Source organism: Pararhizobium sp. IMCC21322, assembly GCF_030758295.1.
GTDB lineage: Bacteria > Pseudomonadota > Alphaproteobacteria > Rhizobiales.
In genome coordinates this window covers 211,674-236,132 of the sequence record NZ_CP132335.1, presented here as the reverse complement: position 1 = coordinate 236,132, position 24,459 = coordinate 211,674, and the positions used below count along the sequence as shown (strand labels likewise).

Here is a 24,459-nt window from a genome sequence, read left to right as displayed (position 1 = left end):
ATGGTTGGCAAATGAATTTTCCCGGATTATGGATGCAAATCCGGAAATGCAAACACCAGAAAGTGTGGTGAATCATGTACCAGCCTTTGTTCCGCGAAGACCGTCTTGATGTGATGCAGGATTTGATATGTGCGCAGCCCTTGGCGACACTGGTGTCGTCTGCGGCAGGCCAATTACAGGCGGACCATGTGCCGTTGGTTTTGCATGCGGACCAGTCTGATAAGGGCCTGCTGCGTGGTCATGTTGCCAAAGCCAATGGGTTGTGGCGCAATCGGGCTGAACTGGAAACTGTGATGGCAATCTTTCAGGGACCGCAGAGTTATGTCACGCCCTCATGGTACCCATCGAAGCAGGCGCACGGCAAGGTCGTGCCGACGTGGAATTATGTGGTGGTTCACGCGCGCGGTGCGTTTCGGTTTGTTGATGATACTGATTGGCTGATGGTTCATCTTGCTGAGCTGACCCGTCAGCATGAGCAAGACAGAGCCGAGCCTTGGGCCGTTTCCGATGCGCCCGCCGATTATGTGTCGCGGCAATTGCGCGGAATTGTCGGCGTGGAACTGACTATCGAGAGCCTTGAGGGCGTCTGGAAGGTCAGCCAGAACCGCGACATGCGCGACAGGGCCGGAGTTCAGGAAGGGCTTTTGCGGGAACAAACAGCAGATGCTGATGCAATTTCAAATCTGATTGGAACTGCATAAGTTGAAGGGCTGAAAAAGGAAATTTTCATGGCGTCAGACCCGGGACAGAACAAGATCAATGCACAGGCCTTTTATGATCTGATGTTCAATCAATGTCAGCCGCGCGCAGCTATCGAAGCCTATGTGGGTGACCAATACATCCAGCACAATCCGCATGTTGCGGATGGCAAAGAAGCCTTTATTGCGTATTTCGAGCGCATGGCGCGGGACTATCCCGGCAAGAAAACCATTTTCAAACGAGCTGTTGCGGAAGACAATATAGTGGTGCTGCACTGCCATCAGCTATGGCCGGGCAGTGATGATTATGCCGGTATCGATATCTTTCGCTTTGATGAAAACGGGAAAATCGTTGAGCACTGGGACGTGTTGCAGGTGATTACGGATGGGTCCGCAAATGACAATGGGTTGTTCTGACGGGATTCTTGGGAAAGCAGGCGTTGACGGTGTGGGTCCTCGGAATAAATCCAAGGACGACGGCATGAGATGCGGGTGTATAACCAGCCTTATGGTAACGGGCCCATCGTCGTCCTTGGATTTATTCCGAGGACCCATAGTTCGAACAAGGCTTGATACGTTTGAAACGGGTTTTACAATTGCATTGGTGAACCAGTGCCGTTTGATTTGGGTATCGTCACTGAAACTCTAAACGCCGTTATTCCACACGCGCGGGCACCGCTCCCATCAAGGGCAGGGATTGCCGTGTATGACGTGTAATTCGTTAATCCGGTTTTCCAGTTCTTCGGTGATGGTCAGATCGGCTGCCGCAATCGCATTGTCCAATTGCTCCAGATTTGTCGCGCCGATGATGTTGGCGGTGGCGAAAGGGCGGGATGCGGCGAAGGCAATGGCCATCTGGGCGGGATCGATGCCAAACTCTTTTGCCAGCGCCACATAAGCGGTATAGGCCTCTTCGGCACCGGGGCCTTCATAGCGGTCCTGACGGTCAAACAGGGTGCGCCTTGCGCCTTTGGGCAGGGCACCGTTCAGGTATTTTCCCGTTAGATAGCCCTGGGCGAGGCTGGAATAGGCCAGCAGCCGAACATCTTCCCGGATAGCCAGTTCTGCCAGATTGACCTCAAAGGTGCGGTTGACGAGATTATAGGTGTTCTGGATGGAATGGACGCGTTCCAGACCCTTGTGGCGATGGGCCTCCAGATATTTCATGGCACCCCAACTGCTTTCATTAGACAGGCCGATGGCGCGGATTTTCCCGGCGGTGACCAACTCGCTCATCACTTCCAGTGTTTCTTCGATTGGAACTTCGTCTTCATGCGGTTCCGGTTTCTTGAACTGCATGGGGCTGGCGCCGAAGCTTGGCATTTTCCGGTCCGGCCAGTGAATCTGATAAAGGTCGATATAATCGGTCTTGAGCCGGGTCAGACTTCCGTCGACCGCCTCCATTATGTTCTGGCGGTCGAGTTTCGGCAGCGCGCCATCCTCCCGAAACCATTTATTGCTGCTGCGGCCCACAACTTTGGTTGCAAGAATCACCTGATCGCGGTTGTTGCGTGCTTCAAACCAGTCGCCAACAATTTCCTCGGAGCGTCCGACCGTCGCGGCTTTTGGCGGTACGGCATATAATTCTGCGGTGTCGAAGAAATTGATGCCGCCCTCAAGGGCGCGGTCCATCTGGGCAAAGCCGTCGGCCCGTGTGTTCTGCTCGCCAAAGGTCATGGTGCCAAGGCAAAGGGAAGAAACAGTTATATCAGTGCGGCCAAGCCTGCGCATGTCCATAGAGGTGATGTCCTGAGATTTCTTGAGGGAATTTTTGAGTGGACCGAAATTTTACGAGGCGTTTTTGGTTCTGTCCAGTTCGATTCTTGCCAGCAGGGCTTCCACATCCGGCAGAATGCGCTCCACAATGATGGCGACACCTTCTGCAGTGGGGTGAATTCTGTCTGGCAGGTTCAATGTTGCATCGCCAGCAACACCGTCCAGAAAGAACGGATAAAACACAGTGTCATATTTTTTGGCAAGGTCCGGAAAAATGGTGTTGAAGGCATTGCCGTATTCAGTGCCCAGATTGGGCGGGGCAAGCATTCCGGCAACCAGCACTTCAATATCGCGCTCGGTAAACCGGGCAAGAGCTGCGTCCACCGCATCGCGCGTGATGGCGGGGTTCACGCCACGCAGGGCATCATTGGCGCCCAGTTCATAAATCACGCCGTCCACATCGTCGCTAATTGACCAGTCGAGCCGCGCCAAGCCGCCGCTTGTGGTATCTCCAGAAACGGCGACATTGCGGACTTCCACATCCAGTCCTTTTGCAGTCAGCGCCTTTTGCAGCTGTACGGGAAAGGCCGCTTCGGGCGGTAATTGGTAGCCGGCTGACAAGCTATCGCCGAAGGCTGCGAGAATGATCTTCTCCTCTGCCATGGCTGGACCGGTCCAGATGGCTGTTAGCCACGTAAGCAGAAACGCAACAGGTATTATTTTGTAATGCATCAGAAGTGTCCCATATGACCAACAGTCTTTTCATGCCGCTTCCGAACTATATAGGGCTTTAATCCGTGAACGAAATACCTTCTTCCCAGAACACTGATCAGCTGGCAGCGCCCGCAATCCGTCTTGATGATGTGCATCTAAGCCTAGGCTCCGGTGCGGGCCGGGTACATATTCTGAAAGGGTTTTCGTTTGAAGTCGAACGTGGCACCTCGCTAGGACTTATTGGTCCCAGTGGATCCGGCAAGTCGACCCTGTTGATGGTGATTGGCGGACTGGAGCGGGCTGATAGCGGCGTTGTGGAGATTGCCGGACAATCCTTTGAGAAACTCAGTGAAGATCAGCTGGCTGTGTTTCGCGGACGGCATATCGGAATTGTCTTCCAGTCCTTCCACCTGATTGCCAACATGACAGCTCTGGAGAATGTTGCCGTGCCGCTGGAACTGGCCGGTGTGCCGGACGCTTTTGACCGGGCGCGCAGTGAGCTGGAAAGTGTCGGACTTGGAGAGCGTGTGACCCATTACCCGTCTGAACTGTCGGGCGGGGAGCAGCAGCGCGTTGCCATCGCCAGAGCCCTTGCACCCAGACCAGCCATTTTGATCGCTGATGAGCCAACCGGCAATCTGGATGATGAAACCGGCCAGGAAATTACCAATCTGATGTTCAAAATTCAAAAAGAGCGCGGCATGACACTTGTCTTGGTGACCCATGATGGAGGTCTCGCAAATTCCTGCGAGCGCGTTGTCGCCATTCGTTCCGGCGAGATTTTTGAAGATCGCGCAGCGGGCGACGTGCTGCTGCAAAGCGCATGAGTGCGCCCGCGATGCCTCAACCGATTGCTGGTTCGCGCCGTGCAGGCCTGTCTCTGCGCTTTGCCTTGCGGGAATTGCGCGGTGGCCTGAAAGGGTTTTACATTTTTCTGGCCTGTCTGGCACTGGGTGTGACGGCCATTGCCGGTGTTGGCTCGGTGTCACGCTCGCTCAGCGAAGGCATCTCGCAGGGTGGTAACACCATTCTGGGCGGTGATATTTCCTTTGAGCTGGTGCACCGCGAAGCCGCTGCCGAAGAACTGGCCTATATCAAGGCTCTGGGCAAGGTATCCCAGATTGCAACCACACGTGCCATGGCGCGGCGCTCTGACGGGGCTGATCAAACCCTTGTGGAGCTGAAAGCGGTTGATGGGTTGTATCCTCTGACCGGTACGGTTGAAACAGCCTCCGGTGCGGATTTTGCCAGCCTGTTGGCACCGCAATCAACTGCTGATGGCCAATGGGGTGCGTTGGCGGCTCCTGAATTGCTGGCGCGGCTTGATCTGGCTGTGGGCGACACGTTGCAAATCGGTGATTTGACAGTTCTCATTACGGATACTTTGACGCTGGAGCCGGATCGGCTTTCGACTGGATTTGGTTTCGGACCGCGATTGATGCTCTCGGAACCCGCGTTGCGGGATAGCGGATTGATTCAACCTGGAAGTCTGATGGACTGGGTTTATCGGGTGAATTTGCCTGCAAATGGCAATTCAGATGCTGATTTGAAACGCATTGAGGCCGATGCGGAAGAGAAATTTCCGCTGGCGGGTTGGGATATCGATACGCGCAACAATGCCTCTCCGGGTCTGCGCCGCAATATTGAACGCTTTGCCCAGTTCCTGACATTGGTCGGGCTGACGGCGCTGGTTGTGGGCGGCGTTGGTATTGCCAATGCGGTTCGCGCCTATCTGGACACCAAGCAGAAAGTCATTGCGACCTTCAAATCTGTGGGTGCATCAGGCGGGTTTGTGTTCCGCATCTATCTGTTTCAGATCATGGTGCTGGCTCTTGTTGGCATCGCCATAGGTCTGGTGGCTGGTGCTGCCATACCGTTTTTGGCCAGCGGATTTTTGCGCAATGTGCTGCCGGTGGAAACGGCGATGGGCATCTATCCGCAGGAACTGGCGCTGGCGGTTTTGTATGGTGTTCTGACGACGCTGGTTTTTGCCCTTTGGCCGCTTGGAAAAATCCAGGATATCTCGCCGACGGCCCTGTTTCGTGATGGGGCCGGTGCCGGGTCCGGACTGCCGGGCTGGCCTTACCTGATTGCCTTTCTGGCTTCAGCTGTAGCGCTGGCCAGTGCAGCCATTTTTCTGTCCTATGATCCCTTTATTGCAACCGTATTTGTGGGCGCCTGTGCGGCTGCGTTTATTTTGTTGCGGGTGGTTGCCGAGATTATCATGGCCATTGCCAAACGCGTACCGCGCCCGAAATCCACGCCATGGCGGCTGGCCATTGGCAATCTGCACCGCAAGGGTGCGTTGACGCCAAGTGTGGTTCTGTCGCTGGGTCTGGGCCTTGCGCTTCTGGTGTGTCTGACGCTGATCGACAGCAATTTACGACGCCAACTCAGCTCCACAATTGCGGAGCAGGCGCCCAGCTTTTTCTTTGTGGATATTCAGAACGATGATCTGGAAACCTTCAAGGAAGGCGTGCGCGCTGTCGCGCCAACTGGCGATGTGCAAAGTGTGCCGATGCTGCGTGGGCGGATGATGTCTTTGGCTGGCGTTCCGGTGTCGGAAATTGAAGCTCCTCCGGGGTCCGCATGGGCCCTCAGGGGTGATCGCGGCATAACCTATTCCGCAACCATGCCGGATAATTCCAAGCTGACAGAGGGTGAATGGTGGCCTGCCGATTATGAGGGCAAGCCGCTGGTATCCTATGATTCAGAACTGGCCGGTGAGTTTGGCCTCAAGATCGGCGACGAAGTGTCGGTGAATGTGCTTGGCCGCGAAATCACAGCCGAAATTGCCAATCTGCGGGAAGTGGAATGGGAAACACTGGCGATCAATTTTGTGCTGGTGTTTTCGCCCAATACGTTCGCCGGTGCGCCGCATACGCATCTGGCCACACTGACCTATCCGGAAGGCTCGACGGAAGATGCCGAGTTTGCCGTGCTGAAATCCATCACATCGGCCTTTCCGGCAGTAACGAGTGTGCGGGTGAAGGATGCGCTGGATCAGGCGAACGAAGTCATCGGCCAATTGGCGCTGGCCGTGCGCGTAGCGGCCAGCATTGCGCTGGTAGCCAGTATTCTGGTGCTGGGTGGTGCTTTGGCGGCAGGCCAGCGACACCGTGTCTATGATGCAGTTATTCTGAAAACACTGGGTGCCACGCGGCGACAGCTGATCCAGGCCTTTGGTCTTGAATATCTGCTGCTGGGCACGGTTACAGCGGTGTTCGGTCTGATTGCCGGTTCAGCGGCATCCTGGTTTGTGCTGGAGCGTATCATGGGCGCTGATTTCACCTTCCTGCCTTCTGTCGCATTCTCAGCCCTGTTGACCGCCCTTGTGTTGACGGTGGGCTTCGGCCTGGCAGGCACATGGCGGCTGCTTGGTCAGAAAGCTGCACCGGTGTTGCGTGAATTGTAGCGCTCTATCGCCAGCTTTGCGCCCTGGATAATTGGGCCAGTGGTCTTTGCTGCGGTGGTGCCGATTATCGTAGATGCGATCAACCGGGCCGGATTTCGGCGTGTTGCCGGGTACATGAAAACGAGGTTATCAGTGACGTTACGTGCCACGGTGGCGTCGTATGAAATAAGCTAAAGCTTAAGTCAGGTTCAGCTTTTTGTTTGTTTTGAAAAAACCGAGAATTTGAGCTTTGATCAACTTGGCTTTCAGCGTCAACGCGTTCGCATTTTGTGCGCGTCGTAATGCCGAAAAATCATCTCGGTCTGTTGTCGAAAGGTTTTCAATCCTGTGCGGATCCGGAGGATTTGTGAGCTGTTAAGCTGTATGTGACCGGCACCCGGATCGGTCAGCTTTGGCTGTGGGTCCCGGTTCAATCCGGAACCCGTTATCAAGATCAGATAAAGGCAGCGTCATTGGGTTGGTTTTCAACCAGAGCGGTTTTCAGCTTTTCCAGAGCGCGACACTCGATTTGGCGGACGCGTTCTTTGGAAATACCAAGTGAATTTCCAAGTGATTCAAGCGTTGCGCCCTCTTCGCTGAGGCGGCGGTCGCGGACGATGCGCAATTCACGCTCGGACAACACGGTCATGGCGGATTTCAGCCATGAAGAGCGGCGTTCGCGGTCCATCGCCTCGGGAACAGTCACACCCTGGTTTGGCGTTTCATCCACCAGAAAATCCTGGCGATCAGCGCTTTCGCCATCGCTCTCAGTGAGCGGTGCGTTCAGGGACATATCCGGTCCGGAGAGGCGAGAATTCATATTGGCAACATCTTTCACCGAAACGCCAATAGCGCTGGCAATCTCTGTGAAAGTCTCATGGGTGGGAACGCCGCCATTGGCCTGTGTCAGTTTTGCGCGCAGCCGCCGCAGATTGAAAAACAGGGATTTTTGAGCAGAACTGGTTCCGCCCCGCACAATAGACCAGTTGCGCAGGATATGATCCTGGATGGAGGCTCTGATCCACCAGGTCGCATAAGTTGAAAACCGCACTTCACGCGCCGGGTCGAACCGCGCCGCCGCTTCCAGAAGCCCGACATGGCCTTCCTGGATGAGGTCGCTCATGGACAGGCCGAAATAGCGGAACTTGCCAGCGACGGATATCACCAGCCGCATGTGGGCGGATGTGAGCTTGTGCAAAGCCTCCTGGTCGCCTGCTTCTTTCCAGCGGACCGCGAGTTGATGTTCTTCTTCGCGTTCCAGATACGGCGCTTTCATGGCGCTTCGCACGAACTTTCTGCGTGCTGAATGATCGTCGCTCATAAGACACTCCACTACCGGTTCTTTGTCTTATTTACGCATCATGTTCGAAACTGGATCACCTGTGAGTCAATTGGGCGCACGATAAAGGCCAGCCCCGAAACGAGGAATGCATAAAAAAACCGGGGCTGGATAACAGCCCCGGTCCAAATTGTTTTGTTGATGCCTGCCAGAGAACAGCAGCGCCGAAACCGACTGCCTATGCAGCAGCAACTGCCGCGCTGGGCGATTCCGTAGTCGTTTCTTCGGCCGTATCTTCTTCCGCGGTTTTTGGTCCACGGCGTGGGCTTTTTGCCAGATGTGATTCAATGAGACGAACAGATTCGGTTTCAGTCTGCTTGTTCACCGCAGACAATTCGCGGGACATGCGTTCCAGAGCCGCTTCATACAATTGACGCTCACTGTAGGACTGCTCCGGCTGATTTTCGGAGCGGAACAGATCGCGCACAACTTCAGAAATTGAAATCAGATCGCCTGAATTGATTTTTGCTTCATATTCCTGCGCGCGACGGCTCCACATAGTCCGCTTGATGCGGGCGCGGCCCTCAACGGTCTTCAATGCTTTGGCGACGGTCGCTTCGTCTGCCAATTTGCGCATGCCGACACTATCGATTTTCGCAACGGGAACACGCAAAGTCATCTTGTCATTGAGAAAATCAATAACAATGAGTTCCAGTTCCATGCCAGCGATTTCCTGCTTCTCGATAGCGGTAATCTGGCCGACACCATGGGCCGGATAGACGATGTACTCGCTTACTTTGAAGCCGTGACGCTGTGTTGTTTTCTTGACTGCCATACGCTTTCTACTCCTCTGTCCGGTCACTGATCAGTTCCGTCAGACCGGACGGTTTTATGCACACTGGAAAAGACAGATGAAACTCTGCCTTATCTTTGTTGCTATGCCTGCTTGTTAGATGGTTCGTTTCAGGATTGACGGTGTTCCGACGTTCGTCTTGTTCACGGTACCCACGCAAATGACATCATCTCTGTCGATGATTGCATTGCCAGATTCTTTGCACTTTTCCGTCAACCAAATCATAATATCGAAAGGTCCCTAAAACCCGCGTGACCGCGATTAAGTCCAACTTTACACTCCGTCATCCTTCAAGAAGTGATCCGCTCTCGGACCCTCTTGCATGAGTGACAGGCGCAAGGCTGGTTTCAAATTCAAATCGTGCAGTTCAAGCGGATCAAAAAACTGCCCAATGGAAGGTATCATGAGACACTTTGCCGTCAGCAGATTCGAAAATCGACCTGAGACCTACTCGATAAAATTTGATGTCAATCTATATATAGCAAAAAAAACCGGAAAAATCAACGATTTCTGGCACTGCACAAATTAAGGGTAAATATTGCTGACATATTCGCTGCCGATTTTTGCCAATTAGATGGCAATGAGATCGGTCAGCCGTCACTTATTTCGCATGTGCGAAAGGATCGATCAGTCACCCTCGCCGGGTGCTTCCGAGAAATATTTTTCAAACTTGTCTTCTTCGCCATCAAATTTCTTGGCGTCTTCGGGCGATTCACGCTTGATTGTAATATTTGGCCATTTGTCGGCGTATTCCGTGTTGATCCGCAGCCATTTTTCCAGGCCGGGCTCTGTGTCAGGTTTAATGGCCTCCGCTGGGCATTCAGGCTCGCAGACTCCGCAGTCGATACACTCGTCTGGATGAATCACGAGCATGTTTTCACCCTCGTAGAAACAGTCTACGGGACAGACTTCAACACAATCCATGTATTTGCACTTAATGCAATTGTCGTTGACGATGTAGGTCAAGTGTCGGCTCCTGAGACGGGCATTCTGAATTTCCAGTTTTGCTATCCGGTTTTCCGGCAAAGCTCAAGCAAAAGCAATGCGGCGAATGGCCGGAATTTAGTCATCTGTTCCTTTCAGGCGGATCAGATCGCGACGGGCGCGCTTATCGGGTCGTTTTTCTGGGGCCGGCGCACGCCCCTTTGTCGCGCGTTCCTCCGCTGTCATTGGAACCGGTGGCGGCGTCAAATCCTCATAAAGCGTAACAGCTTCCACAGCCGGTCCGCGCCGTGTGCCAGCACCGACGAATTTCAGGACTTTGACCTGCCGCGCCAAGGTTACAGTCAACACATCATCTGTTTTCAGCGGATGGCTGGGTGATGAAACACGTTCATTGTTAACGCGGACCTTCCCACCCTTCACCAGTTTCTGTGCAAGGCTGCGGGTCTTGACGATCCGGGTATACCAGAGCCATTTGTCGAGCCGTTGACGGGCATCATCCCCCATAAAGACCGCACCCTACTTCTTTTTGATCAAATCCTGTTTCAGGGCCGCCAGCGCTGCAAATGGGGAATCGGGATCAATTTTCTTTTCCGGCCTTGGTGGCCGATTGCCCTGAGCGCCCTTGTTTTTGGCATTGCGATCCTGATCGCGCTTGCCGGACGGACGTTTGCCCTTGCCCTGCTTCTCACCCTTATTGTTGTTGCCAGGTTTCTGATTCTGGTTGCGTTTGTTATCGCGTCTGCCGCCAGCGCGTTCATTGTGAAACCGCGACTTTGGCCGCCAGATTTCAATAAAGGCTTCTTCTTCAGCAACTGTCTCTGCCGTCGTTCCATTGGTCTCTTCCGGAGCCGCTTCGGAGGCAGTATCTGAGGTAGTTCCAGGGGCAGTTTCCGGGACAACTTCTGGGGTCACTTCCGGAGTTGCGTCCGCAACTGCAGGCTCTTCCGTGGATGGTGCGTCCGCTTGCGCAACGGCTTCGACCGGTGCTGGATCTTCTTTTGGTGGTTCTGCAGGAGCCGATTCAACTGAGTCTGGTTCAATTGGAGCCGGCTCAACCAAAGTTGTTTCTACTGAGGCTTTTTCAGTCGCTACAGCGGGGCTTTCCGAAGCAGCATCCGATGCCGTTTCTTCCGTTGCAGTTTCTGGAGCAACTTCTTGTGCAGCCCCTTCGGCAGGCTTTGGCTCAACCGGTTTTTCAACCGGCTTGCGCTCCATGCGATAGCCAAGGGATTTCAGAACCTCATTGAAGTCTTCACCGGCACAGCCCAACAGGGATGTCATATCAACCGTTATGGTAAAGCCGGGTCCATCAACAGCACCTTGCGGCTTTGCGCTCTCACCACCGGGTTTCCACGCCATTAATGGCCGGATGAGATCTGCAAGTCGTTCCAGAATGTCGATCCGCACCGCACGCTTGCCGCATATTTTGAAGCCGACCATCTGGTAAATATCGGCCTGAAAGGCGGGATCGACAGGAACCGATGTGCGCCCGGCTGCCGACATGGCAGGAATTTCTTCCCGGCCCGGCAGTTCAGCCTCACCTTTGTGAAGCGCAAACAAATCCACCAGCAATTTGCTCGGAGCGGGCTTCAGCAATTGCGGCACGAAAATGTGGAATGCGCCAAACCGCACACCCAGTTGCCGCAGACCAGCGCGGGTTTCCTGATCCAGCGCCTTTACGTCATCTGCAATGTCGGCACGTGCCATGACGCCATTGTTTTCTGACAGACGAAAGGCCATGCCGCGTGCAATGCCGGACAGGTTTTCTGCTTCTTTCAAATCAAACAGCGGTTTCAGCAAAGTCTTGATGTGCGTATCCAGCCACAGATCAAGCCGCGCCTGGATCTGGTCACGTGGCGCGCCATTCAATTGTTCATCTGCCAGCAGCAATGTGCGGGGCTGCAGCATTTGTTCGGTGGCCAGTGCGCGGGCGATCACCTCGCCGCGCCAACGAATAGATTCGTCGGCGGCCAGGGTGAAATCCTCGTTCGGACTTATGGAAGCCTTGCTTGCCTTTTTGGCAATTGCATCTGCCAGTGTTTTATCTGCTGCTGCGCGAACCGCCTTTGCGTCAACACCTTCGGCTGACGGGTCAGGCTGGAAACGGAAGCCGGATAATTGGCCAACATGGTGGCCTTCAACCAGGACATCTCCGGTTGCTGTAATCTCTGCATCAAGCATAGTCTTCTCTTTCAATTGCCGCATCAGCACACTTGTGCGGCGGTCGACAAATCGTTGGGTCAACTGATCATGAAGGGCGTCCGACAGACGGTCTTCAACAGCGCGGGTTGCTTCTTGCCAGGTCCATGCATCTTCCAGCCAGTCGGCCCTGTTGGCTACAAAGGTCCAGGTCCGAATTTCTGCAATCCGTCCGGCCAGAGTGTCAATATCACCGACGGGTTTATCTGCCCGTTCTACCTGTTTGCCAAACCAGTTTTCGTCTATTTTGCCATCCTTGGCGATAAAACGGAAAATATGATTGACCAGATCTGAATGCTGGGCCGGTGAGATATTCTGAAAATCGGGAATGCGGCAGGCATTCCATAACAGTTCAACCCGGTCCGAACTGGTCACCAGATCGGTGATTTCAGGATCGCGTGATAACCGGTCCAGAGCTTCCCAGTCATCCGATGGCGGTGCGCGGGTCAGGCCCGGCATATCCGGGGTGACCTCCAGGCTTCTGCGCAAATCGTCAATGGTTGAAAAATCCAGTGTGCGATTGCGCCACTGCAGGATTTTTACGGGCTGAAAGCGATGGTTTTCAATGGCTTTCACCATTTCTTCGTCCAGGGGCGGGACTGCGTGGGAGACGCCAAAGGTTCCGTCGCGCAAGTGACGCCCGGCACGTCCGGCAATCTGGCCAATTTCAGCCGCATTCAACTTGCGGAACTGAAACCCGTCATATTTGCTGTCCGCGGCAAAGGCGACATGGTCGACATCCAGATTTAGACCCATGCCAATGGCATCCGTGGCGATGAGAAAATCCACATCGCCGTTTTGATAAAGCTCCACCTGCTTGTTGCGTGTGCGGGGGCTGAGCGAACCAAGAACGACCGCCGCGCCGCCACGCTGGCGACGAATCAGCTCGGCGATGGCATAAACTTCATTGGCGGAAAATGTCACAATGGCTGAACGGGTTGGCAGTCGTGTCAGCTTTTTCGACCCGGTATAGGCCAGCACCGACATGCGCGGCCGGGTGACGATATTCACGCCCGGTAGAAGTTTTTCGATAATGGGGCGCATGGTTTCTGCGCCCAGCAGCAGGGTTTCCTGTGTCCCGCGCAGATTGAGCAACCGGTCGGTAAAAATGTGACCCCGATCCAGGTCGGAGGCCAACTGTATTTCATCGATGGCGGCGAAGGCGCATTGTGTGTAGTTCGGCAGCGCTTCTACGGTGCAGACAAAATACCGTGCCGCTTTGGGCATGATCTTTTCTTCGCCAGTGACCAGCGCAACGTTTTCTTCGCCAGCGCGCATGACCAGCTTGTTGTAGACCTCGCGGGCGAGCAGACGCAGGGGCAGCCCGATAATGCCGCTCTCATGGCCCAGCATGCGCTCGATGGCGAGATAGGTTTTCCCGGTGTTGGTTGGACCGAGGACCGCCGTCACATTCCGGTTTTTAAGGCGCGTCGGTGCCTCCGGCTGTAAGGAAGCGTTCAGGTGGGAACCATTTTGCGTGGAACCGCTGGGCAGGGCATCAAACAGGGTCAATGAGGTGCCACTTTCTGTCATGCGGGACAAACGCACAATTCTTTAAAGCAAGCGCTGCGCGTTCAGCCGGATTGTAAGGTCGACGCTGCACCAATCTGCAGTATCGGGCGGGTTGATAGCACTCACAAGCTGCGTTTGCTAGTCAGAGTCTTGAAGTACTGCGAATTGATTCAAGCCGTCATTATGATTTGTCGGGCCAGCACCCATCCTTCATTTACCCTCAAGCCTTTGTTTTCTGTCCATTAAGAAAAGGAACCATAGCGGAACAAACCGTGCCCGAATCGCTGATTCCATTATGTTCAGCTTTTGTTCACCACAACAAATTGTGGTTTGAGGTCGAGCGGGCCACAAGTGCCGGGTTTCGAGCGATCCGTTAAAGGCGTGTGATCCGACTTTTGTTCAGGAACCTGTTTCAAAATGGAACATGGCACCAGGTCTGCAATCCGGCTGGAGTCATACGGTTCCGGCTTTTGTTAAGAAATGGATCGGATAGAGAACAGATTGGCGACGAATCACTGACACCAGCTTGTTGCTTTTTTGTTCTCACTACATGGGGTGTGTTCACGTTTCCGCCTTGCATCATCTAGAGGCGCATTGCAGGGTCGATGTGGATTGGGGTGTGCTGAAGCCCGGATGTGTTAACGAAATCGTTTCAAAATGGAACGGACCATCGCCGCCTGTTTTTCGAGTGGCTCCGGGCACTCGGAATCTGTAAAATCGCAGCTATTGAATTTTCATGTCATTGCGTGACTTCACCAAGCCCAAGAGAATCGGCCTCTTCCCAAGGAAAACCTTGACGCGTGGCTGCATTCTGCCTTATGACCGCTGCGAATTACCTCCCTACGCGTTCGGGTGCACGGTGCAGGGGCCTTACGTCAGGCTCCACATTGGTGGTTTCCAATGAACCTTTGCCCGCGTCGGTTTCATTCGAACCGGATTTGACCATACAGGGTGGCTCGTCGTTTAATATGTTTCGAAAGGTTTGTGCCATGGCACGACGCTGCGAATTGACCGGTAAAGCGGTCCTGACAGGAAATAATGTAAGCCACGCGAAGAATCGTTCGCGCCGGCGCTTTTTGCCGAATCTGTGCGATGTGTCTTTGACAAGTGAAACGCTTGGCCAACAGATCAAATTGCGCGTTTCAGCTGCTGCACTGCGCACGGTCGAACACCGTGGTGGTCTGGATGCGTTTCTGGCCAAAGCGAAGGATGAAGAATTGTCATCCGAAGCTCTGCGGGTCAAGAAACTCGTTGCCAAGAAACAGCTTGCTGCCGCTTAATTCGGTTAGATAATCCCATTTGGGATTATTGTCAGTCTGACAGACGCGCTTCATCTGATGATGCAGCGCGTTTTCTGTTGTTGTGCAATTCATCCTGAGAGCGCTGTCATGTCCGCATCTTCAAGCATCCCTTCCAAACTTCCATTGGCCATTGTTGCAATGGTTTGTGTTGTTCTTGCCTCAAACTATCTGGTGCAGTTCCCGGTCGGTTTTGTGGTGGCCGGGTTCAACATGGCGGATTTGTTCACCTGGGGTGCCTTTACCTATCCAATTGCGTTTCTGGTAACTGATATCACCAATCGGCGCTACGGGCCGAACCGGGCACGTATTGTGGTGCTTGCCGGTTTTGCACTGGCCGTCATCCTGTCGCTCTGGCTGGCGACGCCGCGCATTGCGATTGCCTCGGGAACAGCTTTCCTGATTGCACAATTGCTCGACGTGTCGCTGTTCAACCGTCTGCGTCACAGCAAGAGCTGGTGGAAAGCGCCGGTGATATCTTCGATTTCAGCGTCTGTTCTCGATACAGCCCTGTTTTTCACGCTGGCTTTTGCTGCAGGTCTGGTGGTGCTGGGCGCCAATGATGATTTCGCCATTGAGGCGGCACCCCTGTTTGCGTTTGGTGTTGAAGCGCCGCGCTGGATGTCCTGGGCATTGGGTGATCTGGCGGTGAAGGTTCTGGCAGTGGCATTGCTGCTGCTGCCCTATCGCCTGCTGATGGGCTTTATCCGCGAGGCAGGTTCGCCGCAGCCGGACGAGGCTGCGGTATAACGCCGAACTCTTCGGGACGCAGAGCAAATTCCAGCAAAAGCGTGCGCTGGAAGAAATTCAGATTATCATCTGAAATCAAGAGGATGATGGGTGTGCCGTCGGGAGCGACGCGCACAGCCATGCCTTCCATATTATCAATTTGATGGGTGAGATCGGCGGTCATAAGATCAAGACCGTCCAGTATGATGCCTGTGGACAGCCGTTCGGGCGTGAAGTCAGCGGCAGAGATACGGCGAATGCGCACCGCGCTGCCAAGGGTGAGTGAAAAACGGCGCTCCAGAATCAGCAAATCACCATTGGGTAAAAATTCTGCATCCGTAATGTCAAAATCACCGCGTCGCCGAATTTTGAAGCGGCGGGATTTAGCGCCGGTCAGAACCCAGCCGGAATGATGGCCGGCGGACAGAATACGCTCTCCGATTGCAATCAGCGAGCCGTCAAAGGCGGAGCCAGCCGGCGGGACCGCAATGGCTTCAATGCCGCGATTTCCCTTGATTGAATTGAGCGGCTTGCTTTCCGGCAAAATGGAGGCTGGAGCCAGAAAACCTTTTTTAGCAAGGTCAGCCGTTCGAACTTTTCCGCTCTGGCGTTCAAAGGACATGATAACCTGACCGTCGTTCCAGGCCAGGCCTTCAGCGTCAGCGTACCATTTCCGCCCCTTGTTCAAGGCATCCCCATTTGCATCGCGTATGGGTCCGATGACCGTATTCTCAAGCCCTGAAATCCGGCCGTTTTCCCGATTGATTTCTGCGCTGAACCATTGGCCGACATCACTCACCGCAAGCAGGCCTTTGCCGTCTTCAGTCACAATGAGACCGGAAAAACCGCCAAATTCTGCCCCGCCCGACAGCACAATGCCGCCGATAAACCGCAAGGCGCCGAATTCGGTTTTATCGCTGCCGACAATGAACTGCTCAACGGGCACAGTTTTGATTTCAGCAGGCGTGCTGCCGTTTATAGACCAGGGAAGGGTTTGGGCCTGTGCAGGCTGGTGGACGCCTGAAAACAGGCAGCCAAGACCAAGCACAGCAATCCACAAAGGCGCGCGTGAGCGCCTGCCATGCTTACCTGTATTTTGATCCGCGCTTGTTTGCATCTTCGTCAAACAGCTCCACTAATTTATCGGTCATTGCTCCGGCCAGTTCCTCGGCATCGACAATGGTCACAGCGCGGCGATAATGCCTTGTGACGTCATGTCCGATACCAATGGCCACCAGCTGTACCGGCGAACGGGTTTCAATCTCTTCAATCACCTGATGGAAATGTTTTTCCAGGTAATTGCCGGGATTGACAGACAGGGTTGTATCATCAACCGGTGCACCGTCTGAAATGACCATCAGAATGCGGCGGCTTTCCGGTCTGCCCAACAGGCGCTTATGCGCCCAATCCAGTGCTTCACCGTCAATGTTTTCCTTTAACAGGCCTTCGCGCATCATCAGGCCCAAATTGCGGCGGGCACGGCGCCAGGGCGCATCAGCCGCTTTGTAGATGATATGACGCAGATCATTGAGGCGGCCCGGCATTGCGGGTTTTCCGTCCTTCAACCATTTTTCCCGTACCTGACCACCTTTCCAGGCGCGGGTGGTGAAGCCCAGAATTTCGACTTTGACACCGCAACGCTCCAGCGTGCGTGCCAGAATATCAGCGCAGGTGGCGGCAACCGTGATAGGGCGTCCACGCATGGAGCCTGAATTGTCCAGCAACAGTGTGACCACTGTATCGCGGAAATCCGTGTCCTGCTCATGTTTGAAGGACAGAGGGGCTGTTGGATCAATGACGATCCGTGTCAGACGGGAACTGTCGAGAACACCTTCCTCCAGATCAAATTCCCAGGACCGGTTCTGCTTTGCCATCAATTTGCGCTGCAGGCGGTTGGCAAGACGGGCGACGACACCCTGCAGGCTCATCAGCTGCTTGTCGAGATAGGCACGCAGGCGTTCCAGCTCGGCGGCATCGCACAGATCTTCCGCCGCAATGGTCTCATCAAACTCGTGGGAGTAAACCTTGTACGCATCCTCATCTTCGCGCATGGAGCGCGGCGAATTAGGGCGTGTGGTCTCGCCGGAATCGTCCATTTCAGCGGAGGCATCGTCATCAGAATCAGAGAAATCTGCTTCTCCGGCTTCCGATTCGCCAGCTTCCTGATCGTCTCCGGTAGCCTCACTTTGGCTGTCTGTCTCAGCGTTATCGCCGTCACTTTCGTTGGCTTCGCCCTGGGCGGCATCATCGCCGCTATCGCCATCTTCACCGTCATCGTCATTCTGGTCATCATTGTCGGCGCTGCCGTCAAAATCATCGCCCATGCCGAAGTCAGTCAGCACATCACGCACAGCGTCGGCAAAGGCGGTCTGGTCATCCAGAACGTCACCCAGCCCGGACAGGCGGTCACCGGTTTTTTCATCGATGATTGTGCGCCAGACCTCGACGAGATCACTGGCGCTTTCCGGCGGCTTCTGCCCGGTGATCTTTTCGCGCATCACCAGGGCCAAAGCGTGCTCCAGCGGTGCATCCTGCGTGGATTCTATAGTTCCGAAATCCGCTTTGGCGAATTTGTCTTCCAGCATGGCTGACAGATTCTGGGCAACGCCGGACATGCGTGTTGCCCCAAGGGACTCGCATCTTGCCTGTTCCAGCGTGTCGAAAATGACGCGCGCAGTATCACTGCTCGGTGCGCGCTTGGCATGTAATTCGGGATCGTGGGCCGCGATGCGCAGTGCCATGCTGTCGGCCATGCCACGGGCCGTGGCAATATCCTGCGCCTTGGCACCGCGTGGCGGTTCCGGCAGGCGCGCGCGCCCCGGCGCGAGGCTGGGCCGGTTTGCGGCAAAGGTGACTTCCAGTTCAGCTTCACCGGACATGGCACGCATGGTTGTTGCAACGCTGCGCTTGAACGCCTCGGTTGCTTCTGCCGCTTCCTTGTTGGCTGCGGCACCCTGTCCGGTTTTACGCTGAGGATGGGCCATCGATGTCAGTTGGTGCTTAAGACCAGATTGGCAGACGATTCAGGCAGTTCCTCACCGAAACAGCGCTGATAGAATTCAGCAACCAGTGGTCGCTCCAATTCGTCGCATTTGTTAAGGAAGGTTACCTGAAAGGCAAATGCCAATTCGCCAAAGATATTGGCATTTTCTGCCCATGTAATCACAGTCCGCGGGCTCATCACGGTCGACAGATCGCCATTGATAAAAGCACTGCGGGTCATATCAGCCAGACGCACCATGTTGGAGACCGTCTCCCGGCCTTCTTCGTTCCTGTATTGTGGGGCCTTGGCAAGAATGATCGCGGTTTCCTCATCATGCGGCAGATAATTGAGCGTCGTCACAATCGACCAGCGGTCCATCTGGCCCTGATTGATCTGTTGGGTGCCGTGATACAGCCCGGATGTATCTCCAAGGCCGATGGTGTTGGTTGTCGAGAACAGGCGGAAACAAGGATGCGGGCGAATGACCTGGTTCTGATCCAGCAGCGTCAATTTGCCCTGCAGTTCCAGAATACGCTGAATAACGAACATCACATCGGGACGGCCTGCATCATATTCATCAAAGACGAGCGCGATGTTGTGCTTCAGCGCCCATGGCAGAATGCCGTCACGGAATTCGGTAATTTGCTGGCCATCGCGAATGACAATAGCGTCCTTGCCGATGAGATCGATGCGGCTGATATGGCTGTCCAGATTAACCCGAACGGTCGGCCAGTTAATGCGGGCTGCAACCTGTTCAATATGGGTGGACTTTCCGGTGCCGTGATAGCCAGTTACCATGACGCGGCGATTATGGGCAAAGCCCGCCAGAATCGCGAGCGTGGTGTTTTTGTCAAACAGGTAATCGGGGTCCAGATCCGGCACATATTCGTTTGGCTCGCTATAGGCGGGGACCATCAGATCACTGTCTATGCCAAACGTATCGCGCACAGAAACCTGAATGTCCGGCATGCCGGAATCCGGCGTTGCAGGGGACGTGGAAAATGCGGCTTCAGTCATGAATGTCTCCAGCGCGACCGTTAAGACCGGCTCATAAGTTAGTGTCGTTCGTTGAGTACAGACCCCATGGAAGCGGGATCGGGACTAGCAGAATCCTGCGGCCTTGAGGTAATTATAGGCCTGAATAATTTCGCGCAAGCGATCTTCCGATCCCCTGTCACCCCCATTCACATCAGGATGGTGCTTCTTGGCAAGTTCCTTGAAGCGTTTTTTGATGTCATCTTTGGTCGCAGTGCCATCCAGCTCCAGCGTTTCCAGAGACTGTTTTTCCACATTCAGCAGCTTTCGGCCGCGCTGATTGGGGCTTTCCTGTTCCGAAGCTTTTGCCCTCTGGCGGGCCCGGTGTGCCATGAATGCATATGGATCATGCGGTTTGGCGGTGTTCGGGCCGTCTTTGCCGTTCACACCCATTTTCCAGGTCGGGCGATGACCGAAGGACGCGTCCTTCTGATATTTGGCGATATCGCCATCTTCCATTCCGGAAAAGTAATTATATGTCTTGTTGTAGTCGCGCACGTGCTGCAGGCAGAACCACAGATAATCATTGTCCTTGCCACGGCCTTTCGGGGCCTTGTGGGTTGCGGTTTCAGAACAATCGGGATGCGAACACAGCGTATCCTTTGCCGGCTTTTCTTCAGCCGCCATTTTCTTCCGCTTGCGTGCTTTCGCTGGCGAAATACGTATTTTATCGAACAAATTATCGTTAGCGCTCATAATGCTCTTATAGACCGAATGACAATGGCGAATCGAATATTTTTAGGCTCGGAAAATTCCGACGCAATGTTGTGCCGCTTTGCGGCTTGTGTTTCAAGACCTTCCAGCGAGGTTGACGCATAAAGAATGAATCACTGAAGCCATACTGGAGCATACGGAATGTCCGTCAAAACAAAAATTGAAGAAAAGCTGACGCAGCACTTTCAACCCACTGCCCTCCAAGTTGTGGATGAATCGCATCTTCATGCTGGTCATTCCGGCTGGAAAGAGGGCGGTGAAACACATTTTCGTGTCGAAATCACGGCACCTTCTTTTGCCGATATGAGCCGTGTCGGGCGTCATCGTGCGATCAATGAATGCCTTGCCGATGAGCTTGCCGGCCCGGTTCATGCACTGGCCATTCGCGCAGAAGCCAGCGCGTAAGGCGTGTCATCCGGCCCGCCCTTTGTGTCGGGCCAGATGACAGATTGGACAATTTATTCCGCTGCGCGTTTCACTTCGTATTTTCCGCGCAAGGCTTGCAACTGCTCGGTGAAGCGTTCGCTGATGACAAGATTACGAACCTGTTCTTCTACCTGTGCGAATTCGGGAAGGGGCGCGCTGCCTTTTTCATAAACCTGAATGATGTGCCATCCAAACTGGGTCTGGACAGGCTCAGCAGTAAAGGAGTCTGCGTCCAGCGCAAAGGCTGCTGCTTCGAAAGCCGGTACCATCTGACCCTTTGAGAACTGACCAAGATCGCCACCATTGGGGCCGCTCGGGCCAGTTGAACGGTCTTTGGCAAGGGCTTCAAAATCCGCGCCACCCTGCAGTTCTTCGATGATTTTCTTGGCTTCTTCTTCTTTCGCGACCAGAATGTGGCGGGCGCTGACAGTGACTTCGGGCGTAATTTTTGCCATTTCCACATCAAAGCGTGCTTTTACGTCCTCGTCGGTCACATTTTCCATGATTTCCTGCTCGAAGAACGCATTGCGCAAGGCGCGGGCTTCCATCAGCTTGATGCGGCGCGCATAGGTCTCGGACTCGTCAAGATTCTTGGCTTTGGCTTCCTGAGCAAAAGTGTGCAGATCAATCATCAGCTCGATCAATTTCTCGCGCTTCTGGTTCTCGGGAACCTCTGCCAGCACTTCCGCGAAATCTTCTCCCGCAATCGTCAGGTCCAGTTCAGTGACTTCGGTGTCTCCGATGGTCAGAACCACGGCAGCGGGGTCAGCCATGGCTTCCATTGGTTTTTCTTCCATCGGCTTTTCGGCGGAGGCGTCTTGCGCAAATCCGTTTTGGCCAAAACCGACGGCAAGAACGCCTGTCAGCAGAAGGGTTGCGAATGAATGGCGAATGGCCAGCATAATGTGTTCCTTATAACTCAGAATTGGTCAGATTTAACTGTGTGGATCAATATTGGGCGCCAGCCATAAACCATTTTTTGGTGACGCGCATCCTTATCATTTCGTCATTTTCTGCAATCATCATGGCGAATTGGTGAAAAACAGATCAGAATCGCGTGATATCGTGGCCACCGGGCGCATGAAGATAGCTTAGCGCGTTGACATGCCCCATGGCCCCTCTTATCTGTCAGCCGTTATTACAATTGGAAGCCGCAAAGCTCTCCCGCATTTGCGACCACATAGAAATTTAAGGAATGGCACATGGTTGGCCTCGGCTCCCTTGCCCGGAAAATGTTTGGCTCCGCCAATGATCGGCTCGTAAAGTCTTTTCAGCCCAAAGTGGATGAGATCAATGCACTTGAGCCAGAAATGGAAGCTCTGAGTGATGAGCAATTGCGCGCGCGTACTGGCGAATTCCGCCAGCAATTGAAAGATGGTGCCAAGCTGGATGATCTGCTGGTACCCGCCTTTGCGACGGTTCGCGAAGCGGCAAAACGAACGCTTGGACAGCGGCACTTTGATGTTCAGCTGATCGGCGGCATGGTGCTGCACTCAAATTCGATCGCAGAAATGAAAACCGGCGAAGGTAAAACGCTGGTTGCGACTTTGCCGGTCTACCTTAATGCGCTGACCGAGCGCGGCGTTCACGTTATTACCGTAAATGATTATCTTGCCGCGCGTGATGCTGACTGGATGGGTGAAATCTATGAGTTCCTTGGCCTGAGCACAGGAACGATTGTCCACGGTGTTGATGATGCGGGCCGCAAAGCCGCCTATGCCGCCGATGTGACTTACGGCACCAATAATGAGTTCGGCTTTGATTATCTGCGCGACAATATGAAGTCGCAGATCGACCATATGGTTCAGCGCGGGCACTATTTTGCGATTGTCGATGAGGTGGATTCCATTCTCATCGATGAGGCGCGTACACCGCTGATTATCTCCGGACCTTTGGAAGATAAATCCGACCTGTATGTTCAGATGGATGCGTATGTTCCGGATCTGGATGATGCGGATTTTGAAATTGACGAGAAAGCACGCAGTGCCAACTTCACGGAAGATGGCACTGAAAAGCTTGAAAAAATTCTGACTGAAGCCGGTATCATGAAGGGTGACTCTCTGTTTGATGTGGAGAATGTCACTCTGGTGCATCACCTCAATCAGGCGCTCAAAGCCCATAAACTGTTCCAGCGCGACAAGGATTACATTGTCCGCAATGATGAAGTCGTGATCATTGATGAGTTCACCGGACGTATGATGCCGGGCCGTCGCTTCTCTGAAGGTCTGCATCAGGCGCTGGAAGCCAAGGAACATGTAGCAATCCAGCCGGAAAACCAGACGCTTGCGTCGATTACCTTCCAGAACTATTTCCGCATGTATGAAAAGCTGGCCGGGATGACCGGTACGGCGTCGACCGAAGCGGAAGAGTTTGGTGATATTTACGGGTTGGGCGTGGTCGATATGCCCACCAATCGGGATATCACTCGTATTGATGAAGATGACGAAGTTTACCGGACTGTTGAAGAGAAATACCGGGCCGTTGTCCGCGACATTATCGAAGCGCGTGAAAAGGGCCAACCCGTTCTGGTTGGCACCACATCCATTGAAAAATCCGAATTGCTGGCTGAATTTCTGACAACGGAAAAAATCAAGGATGTGCAGGTTCTGAACGCGCGTTATCACGAGCAGGAAGCGGCCATCATATCGCAGGCCGGTGTGCCAGGGGCGATTACAATTGCCACCAACATGGCGGGTCGCGGAACGGATATTCAGCTCGGCGGTAATCTGGATATGCGCATAGATCAGGAATTATCTGATCTTCCCGAAGGTGAAGCCCGTGACGCCGCGATTGCAAAAATCACGGCCGAGATCGAAGAGAAGAAGCAGGGCGCACTGGCTGCTGGTGGTCTTTACGTCATCGGCACTGAGCGCCATGAAAGCCGGCGCATCGATAATCAGTTGCGTGGTCGTGCGGGCCGTCAGGGTGACCCTGGCCGTTCAAAGTTCTTCCTGTCCCTGCAGGATGATCTGATGCGCATCTTTGGCTCTGATCGCATGGATGGCATGCTGCAGAAGCTTGGCCTGAAGGAAGATGAAAGCATTGTCCATCCCTGGATCAACCGCGCGCTGGAAAAGGCGCAGCAAAAGGTTGAGGCCCGGAACTTCGATATTCGTAAGAATATTCTGAAATTCGATGATGTGATGAATGACCAGCGTCGTGTGATTTTCGAACAGCGTATGGAACTCATGCGCGATGAAGATTTGTCTGAAGCTGCTGCCGATATGCGCCACGATATGGTGGAGGCAATGGTTGCAAAGCACATTCCTGAAAAAGCCTATGCGGAGCAATGGGATGGCCCCGGCCTTCAGGAAGACGTCAAGACCAAGCTGAATATGGATCTTCCTGTTTTGGAATGGGTGGATGAGGACGGCATTGCGGATGAGGAAATCCGCGAGCGTTTGATGCGCAAGGCCGACGAGTTTTTTGCCGCCAAGGCTGCACGTTTTACACCGGAAATCATGCGTCAGGTTGAAAAAGCCGTTCTGCTGCAAACCCTGGATCATTTGTGGCGGGAACATCTGGTGCACCTTGATCATCTGCGCCAGGTTGTTGGCTTCCGTGGCTATGGTCAGCGCGATCCGCTGAATGAATACAAGGCGGAAAGCTTTGAACTGTTTGAGACCTTGCTGCTCAGTCTGCGCGAGTCGGTGACCATGCAACTGGCGCACATTGAATTATCCCGCGAGTTGCCACAAATGCCGGAAGACCCGGATGAGAGCGAGATGTTTGAATCCCGGCCTGATCCTGTCACCGGCGAGGACACAGCTGGTAATGCAGCGGGCGATCCTGATGACCCCTCCAGCTGGGGCAAGGTGGGCCGTAATGAAGCCTGCCCTTGTGGTTCAGGAAAGAAATTCAAACATTGCCATGGGCAGTTTGCCTAGGAATTTATTTCCTGAAAGACAGACATAAAAAAGCCGGCTGAAAAAGCCGGCTCTTGTTGTTTGGTTGTGCATAAACC

20 protein-coding genes are annotated in these 24,459 nt (G+C 54.0%); 8 read left to right on the top strand and 12 right to left on the bottom strand.

The window, feature by feature from the left end:
- Positions 1-74: 74 nt before the first annotated feature.
- Entirely contained in the window at positions 75-701 is a 627-nt protein-coding gene (locus RAL91_RS01220; RefSeq protein WP_306259159.1) for an FMN-binding negative transcriptional regulator, read from the top strand.
- A 27-nt stretch (positions 702-728) separates the two neighbouring features.
- Positions 729-1,115 carry a nuclear transport factor 2 family protein gene (locus RAL91_RS01215; RefSeq protein ID WP_306259158.1) on the top strand — a complete coding sequence of 129 codons (387 nt, stop codon included), beginning with the start codon at positions 729-731 and terminating at the stop codon, positions 1,113-1,115.
- 267 nt (positions 1,116-1,382) lie between these two features.
- On the opposite strand, the gene RAL91_RS01210 is transcribed toward RAL91_RS01215, so the two are convergent.
- Entirely contained in the window at positions 1,383-2,435 is a 1,053-nt protein-coding gene (locus tag RAL91_RS01210; RefSeq protein WP_306259157.1) for an aldo/keto reductase, read from the bottom strand.
- A gap of 51 nt (positions 2,436-2,486) precedes the next feature.
- A complete protein-coding gene (locus RAL91_RS01205; RefSeq protein WP_306259156.1) occupies positions 2,487-3,146 on the bottom strand; it encodes an arylesterase in 660 nt (219 codons plus the stop codon).
- 74 nt (positions 3,147-3,220) lie between these two features.
- On the opposite strand from RAL91_RS01205, the gene RAL91_RS01200 reads away from it, so the two are divergent.
- Together RAL91_RS01200 and RAL91_RS01195 are read left to right on the top strand one after the other, a co-directional pair.
- Positions 3,221-3,955 (top strand): ABC transporter ATP-binding protein, encoded by a 735-nt coding sequence (locus RAL91_RS01200; RefSeq protein ID WP_306263120.1) that lies wholly within the window; start codon positions 3,221-3,223, stop codon positions 3,953-3,955.
- The gene (locus RAL91_RS01195; protein ID WP_306259155.1) at positions 3,952-6,543 is read left to right on the top strand and encodes an ABC transporter permease; all 2,592 of its coding nucleotides are present in this window, start codon (positions 3,952-3,954) and stop codon (positions 6,541-6,543) included. The genes RAL91_RS01200 and RAL91_RS01195 overlap by 4 nt, the downstream gene beginning before the upstream one ends.
- A 433-nt stretch (positions 6,544-6,976) precedes the next feature.
- Here the strand turns inward: RAL91_RS01195 and RAL91_RS01190 are convergent, their stop codons facing one another.
- The 5 genes from RAL91_RS01190 to RAL91_RS01170 form a co-directional block, all read right to left on the bottom strand.
- On the bottom strand, positions 6,977-7,843 hold the full coding sequence (locus RAL91_RS01190; protein ID WP_306259154.1) for an RNA polymerase factor sigma-32: 867 nt from the start codon (positions 7,841-7,843) through the stop codon (positions 6,977-6,979).
- Between the two features lie 196 nt (positions 7,844-8,039).
- Complete coding sequence (locus tag RAL91_RS01185; RefSeq protein ID WP_306259153.1) at positions 8,040-8,636, bottom strand: CarD family transcriptional regulator; 597 nt, start codon at positions 8,634-8,636, stop codon at positions 8,040-8,042.
- A gap of 645 nt (positions 8,637-9,281) precedes the next feature.
- Positions 9,282-9,620, bottom strand: a complete 339-nt coding sequence (gene fdxA / locus RAL91_RS01180) for a ferredoxin FdxA (RefSeq protein ID WP_306259152.1) — start codon at positions 9,618-9,620, stop codon at positions 9,282-9,284.
- Between the two features lie 96 nt (positions 9,621-9,716).
- The gene (locus RAL91_RS01175; RefSeq protein WP_306259151.1) at positions 9,717-10,103 is read right to left on the bottom strand and encodes an RNA-binding S4 domain-containing protein; all 387 of its coding nucleotides are present in this window, start codon (positions 10,101-10,103) and stop codon (positions 9,717-9,719) included.
- Between the two features lie 12 nt (positions 10,104-10,115).
- Positions 10,116-13,331 (bottom strand): helicase-related protein, encoded by a 3,216-nt coding sequence (locus RAL91_RS01170; RefSeq protein ID WP_306263119.1) that lies wholly within the window; start codon positions 13,329-13,331, stop codon positions 10,116-10,118.
- 968 nt (positions 13,332-14,299) lie between these two features.
- On the opposite strand from RAL91_RS01170, the gene rpmB reads away from it, so the two are divergent.
- Together rpmB and RAL91_RS01160 are read left to right on the top strand one after the other, a co-directional pair.
- Positions 14,300-14,590 carry a 50S ribosomal protein L28 gene (gene rpmB, locus RAL91_RS01165; RefSeq protein ID WP_306259150.1) on the top strand — a complete coding sequence of 97 codons (291 nt, stop codon included), beginning with the start codon at positions 14,300-14,302 and terminating at the stop codon, positions 14,588-14,590.
- Between the two features lie 108 nt (positions 14,591-14,698).
- Positions 14,699-15,358, top strand: coding sequence for a VUT family protein (locus RAL91_RS01160; protein ID WP_306259149.1), 660 nt, complete (start codon positions 14,699-14,701; stop codon positions 15,356-15,358).
- Here the strand turns inward: RAL91_RS01160 and RAL91_RS01155 are convergent.
- From RAL91_RS01155 to RAL91_RS01140, 4 genes are all read right to left on the bottom strand, one after another.
- Complete coding sequence (locus RAL91_RS01155) at positions 15,312-16,454, bottom strand: esterase-like activity of phytase family protein (RefSeq protein ID WP_306259148.1); 1,143 nt, start codon at positions 16,452-16,454, stop codon at positions 15,312-15,314. The two genes, RAL91_RS01160 and RAL91_RS01155, sit on opposite strands and share 47 nt — an antisense overlap.
- On the bottom strand, positions 16,423-18,321 hold the full coding sequence (gene cobT / locus RAL91_RS01150) for a cobaltochelatase subunit CobT (protein ID WP_306259147.1): 1,899 nt from the start codon (positions 18,319-18,321) through the stop codon (positions 16,423-16,425). Before cobT ends, RAL91_RS01155 begins: the two co-directional genes overlap by 32 nt.
- A gap of 5 nt (positions 18,322-18,326) precedes the next feature.
- A complete protein-coding gene (cobS, locus tag RAL91_RS01145; RefSeq protein ID WP_306259146.1) occupies positions 18,327-19,337 on the bottom strand; it encodes a cobaltochelatase subunit CobS in 1,011 nt (336 codons plus the stop codon).
- Positions 19,338-19,421: 84 nt separating this feature from the next.
- A complete protein-coding gene (locus RAL91_RS01140; RefSeq protein ID WP_306259145.1) occupies positions 19,422-20,051 on the bottom strand; it encodes a J domain-containing protein in 630 nt (209 codons plus the stop codon).
- Between the two features lie 159 nt (positions 20,052-20,210).
- On the opposite strand from RAL91_RS01140, the gene RAL91_RS01135 reads away from it, so the two are divergent.
- Positions 20,211-20,474, top strand: coding sequence for a BolA family transcriptional regulator (locus RAL91_RS01135; protein WP_306259144.1), 264 nt, complete (start codon positions 20,211-20,213; stop codon positions 20,472-20,474).
- Positions 20,475-20,527: 53 nt separating this feature from the next.
- Here the strand turns inward: RAL91_RS01135 and RAL91_RS01130 are convergent, their stop codons facing one another.
- Positions 20,528-21,397: a peptidylprolyl isomerase gene (locus tag RAL91_RS01130; protein WP_306259143.1), complete on the bottom strand. Its 870-nt coding sequence runs from the start codon at positions 21,395-21,397 to the stop codon at positions 20,528-20,530.
- 300 nt (positions 21,398-21,697) lie between these two features.
- Here RAL91_RS01130 and secA point away from each other — a divergent pair, with 300 nt between their 5' ends.
- Positions 21,698-24,382 carry a preprotein translocase subunit SecA gene (gene secA / locus RAL91_RS01125; RefSeq protein WP_306259142.1) on the top strand — a complete coding sequence of 895 codons (2,685 nt, stop codon included), beginning with the start codon at positions 21,698-21,700 and terminating at the stop codon, positions 24,380-24,382.
- The last annotated feature ends 77 nt before the right edge of the window (positions 24,383-24,459 follow it).

Coding starts and splice junctions, on each gene's coding strand:
- RAL91_RS01220 (WP_306259159.1), top strand. CDS start 75: ATGTACCAGCCTTTGTTCCGCGAAGACCGTCTTGATGTGATGCAGGAT.
- RAL91_RS01215 (WP_306259158.1), top strand. CDS start 729: ATGGCGTCAGACCCGGGACAGAACAAGATCAATGCACAGGCCTTTTAT.
- RAL91_RS01210 (WP_306259157.1), bottom strand. CDS start 2,435: ATGGACATGCGCAGGCTTGGCCGCACTGATATAACTGTTTCTTCCCTT.
- RAL91_RS01205 (WP_306259156.1), bottom strand. CDS start 3,146: ATGCATTACAAAATAATACCTGTTGCGTTTCTGCTTACGTGGCTAACA.
- RAL91_RS01195 (WP_306259155.1), top strand. CDS start 3,952: ATGAGTGCGCCCGCGATGCCTCAACCGATTGCTGGTTCGCGCCGTGCA.
- RAL91_RS01190 (WP_306259154.1), bottom strand. CDS start 7,843: ATGAGCGACGATCATTCAGCACGCAGAAAGTTCGTGCGAAGCGCCATG.
- RAL91_RS01185 (WP_306259153.1), bottom strand. CDS start 8,636: ATGGCAGTCAAGAAAACAACACAGCGTCACGGCTTCAAAGTAAGCGAG.
- RAL91_RS01175 (WP_306259151.1), bottom strand. CDS start 10,103: ATGGGGGATGATGCCCGTCAACGGCTCGACAAATGGCTCTGGTATACC.
- RAL91_RS01170 (WP_306263119.1), bottom strand. CDS start 13,331: ATGACAGAAAGTGGCACCTCATTGACCCTGTTTGATGCCCTGCCCAGC.
- rpmB (WP_306259150.1), top strand. CDS start 14,300: ATGGCACGACGCTGCGAATTGACCGGTAAAGCGGTCCTGACAGGAAAT.
- RAL91_RS01160 (WP_306259149.1), top strand. CDS start 14,699: ATGTCCGCATCTTCAAGCATCCCTTCCAAACTTCCATTGGCCATTGTT.
- RAL91_RS01155 (WP_306259148.1), bottom strand. CDS start 16,454: ATGCAAACAAGCGCGGATCAAAATACAGGTAAGCATGGCAGGCGCTCA.
- cobT (WP_306259147.1), bottom strand. CDS start 18,321: ATGGCCCATCCTCAGCGTAAAACCGGACAGGGTGCCGCAGCCAACAAG.
- cobS (WP_306259146.1), bottom strand. CDS start 19,337: ATGACTGAAGCCGCATTTTCCACGTCCCCTGCAACGCCGGATTCCGGC.
- RAL91_RS01140 (WP_306259145.1), bottom strand. CDS start 20,051: ATGAGCGCTAACGATAATTTGTTCGATAAAATACGTATTTCGCCAGCG.
- RAL91_RS01135 (WP_306259144.1), top strand. CDS start 20,211: ATGTCCGTCAAAACAAAAATTGAAGAAAAGCTGACGCAGCACTTTCAA.
- RAL91_RS01130 (WP_306259143.1), bottom strand. CDS start 21,397: ATGCTGGCCATTCGCCATTCATTCGCAACCCTTCTGCTGACAGGCGTT.
- secA (WP_306259142.1), top strand. CDS start 21,698: ATGGTTGGCCTCGGCTCCCTTGCCCGGAAAATGTTTGGCTCCGCCAAT.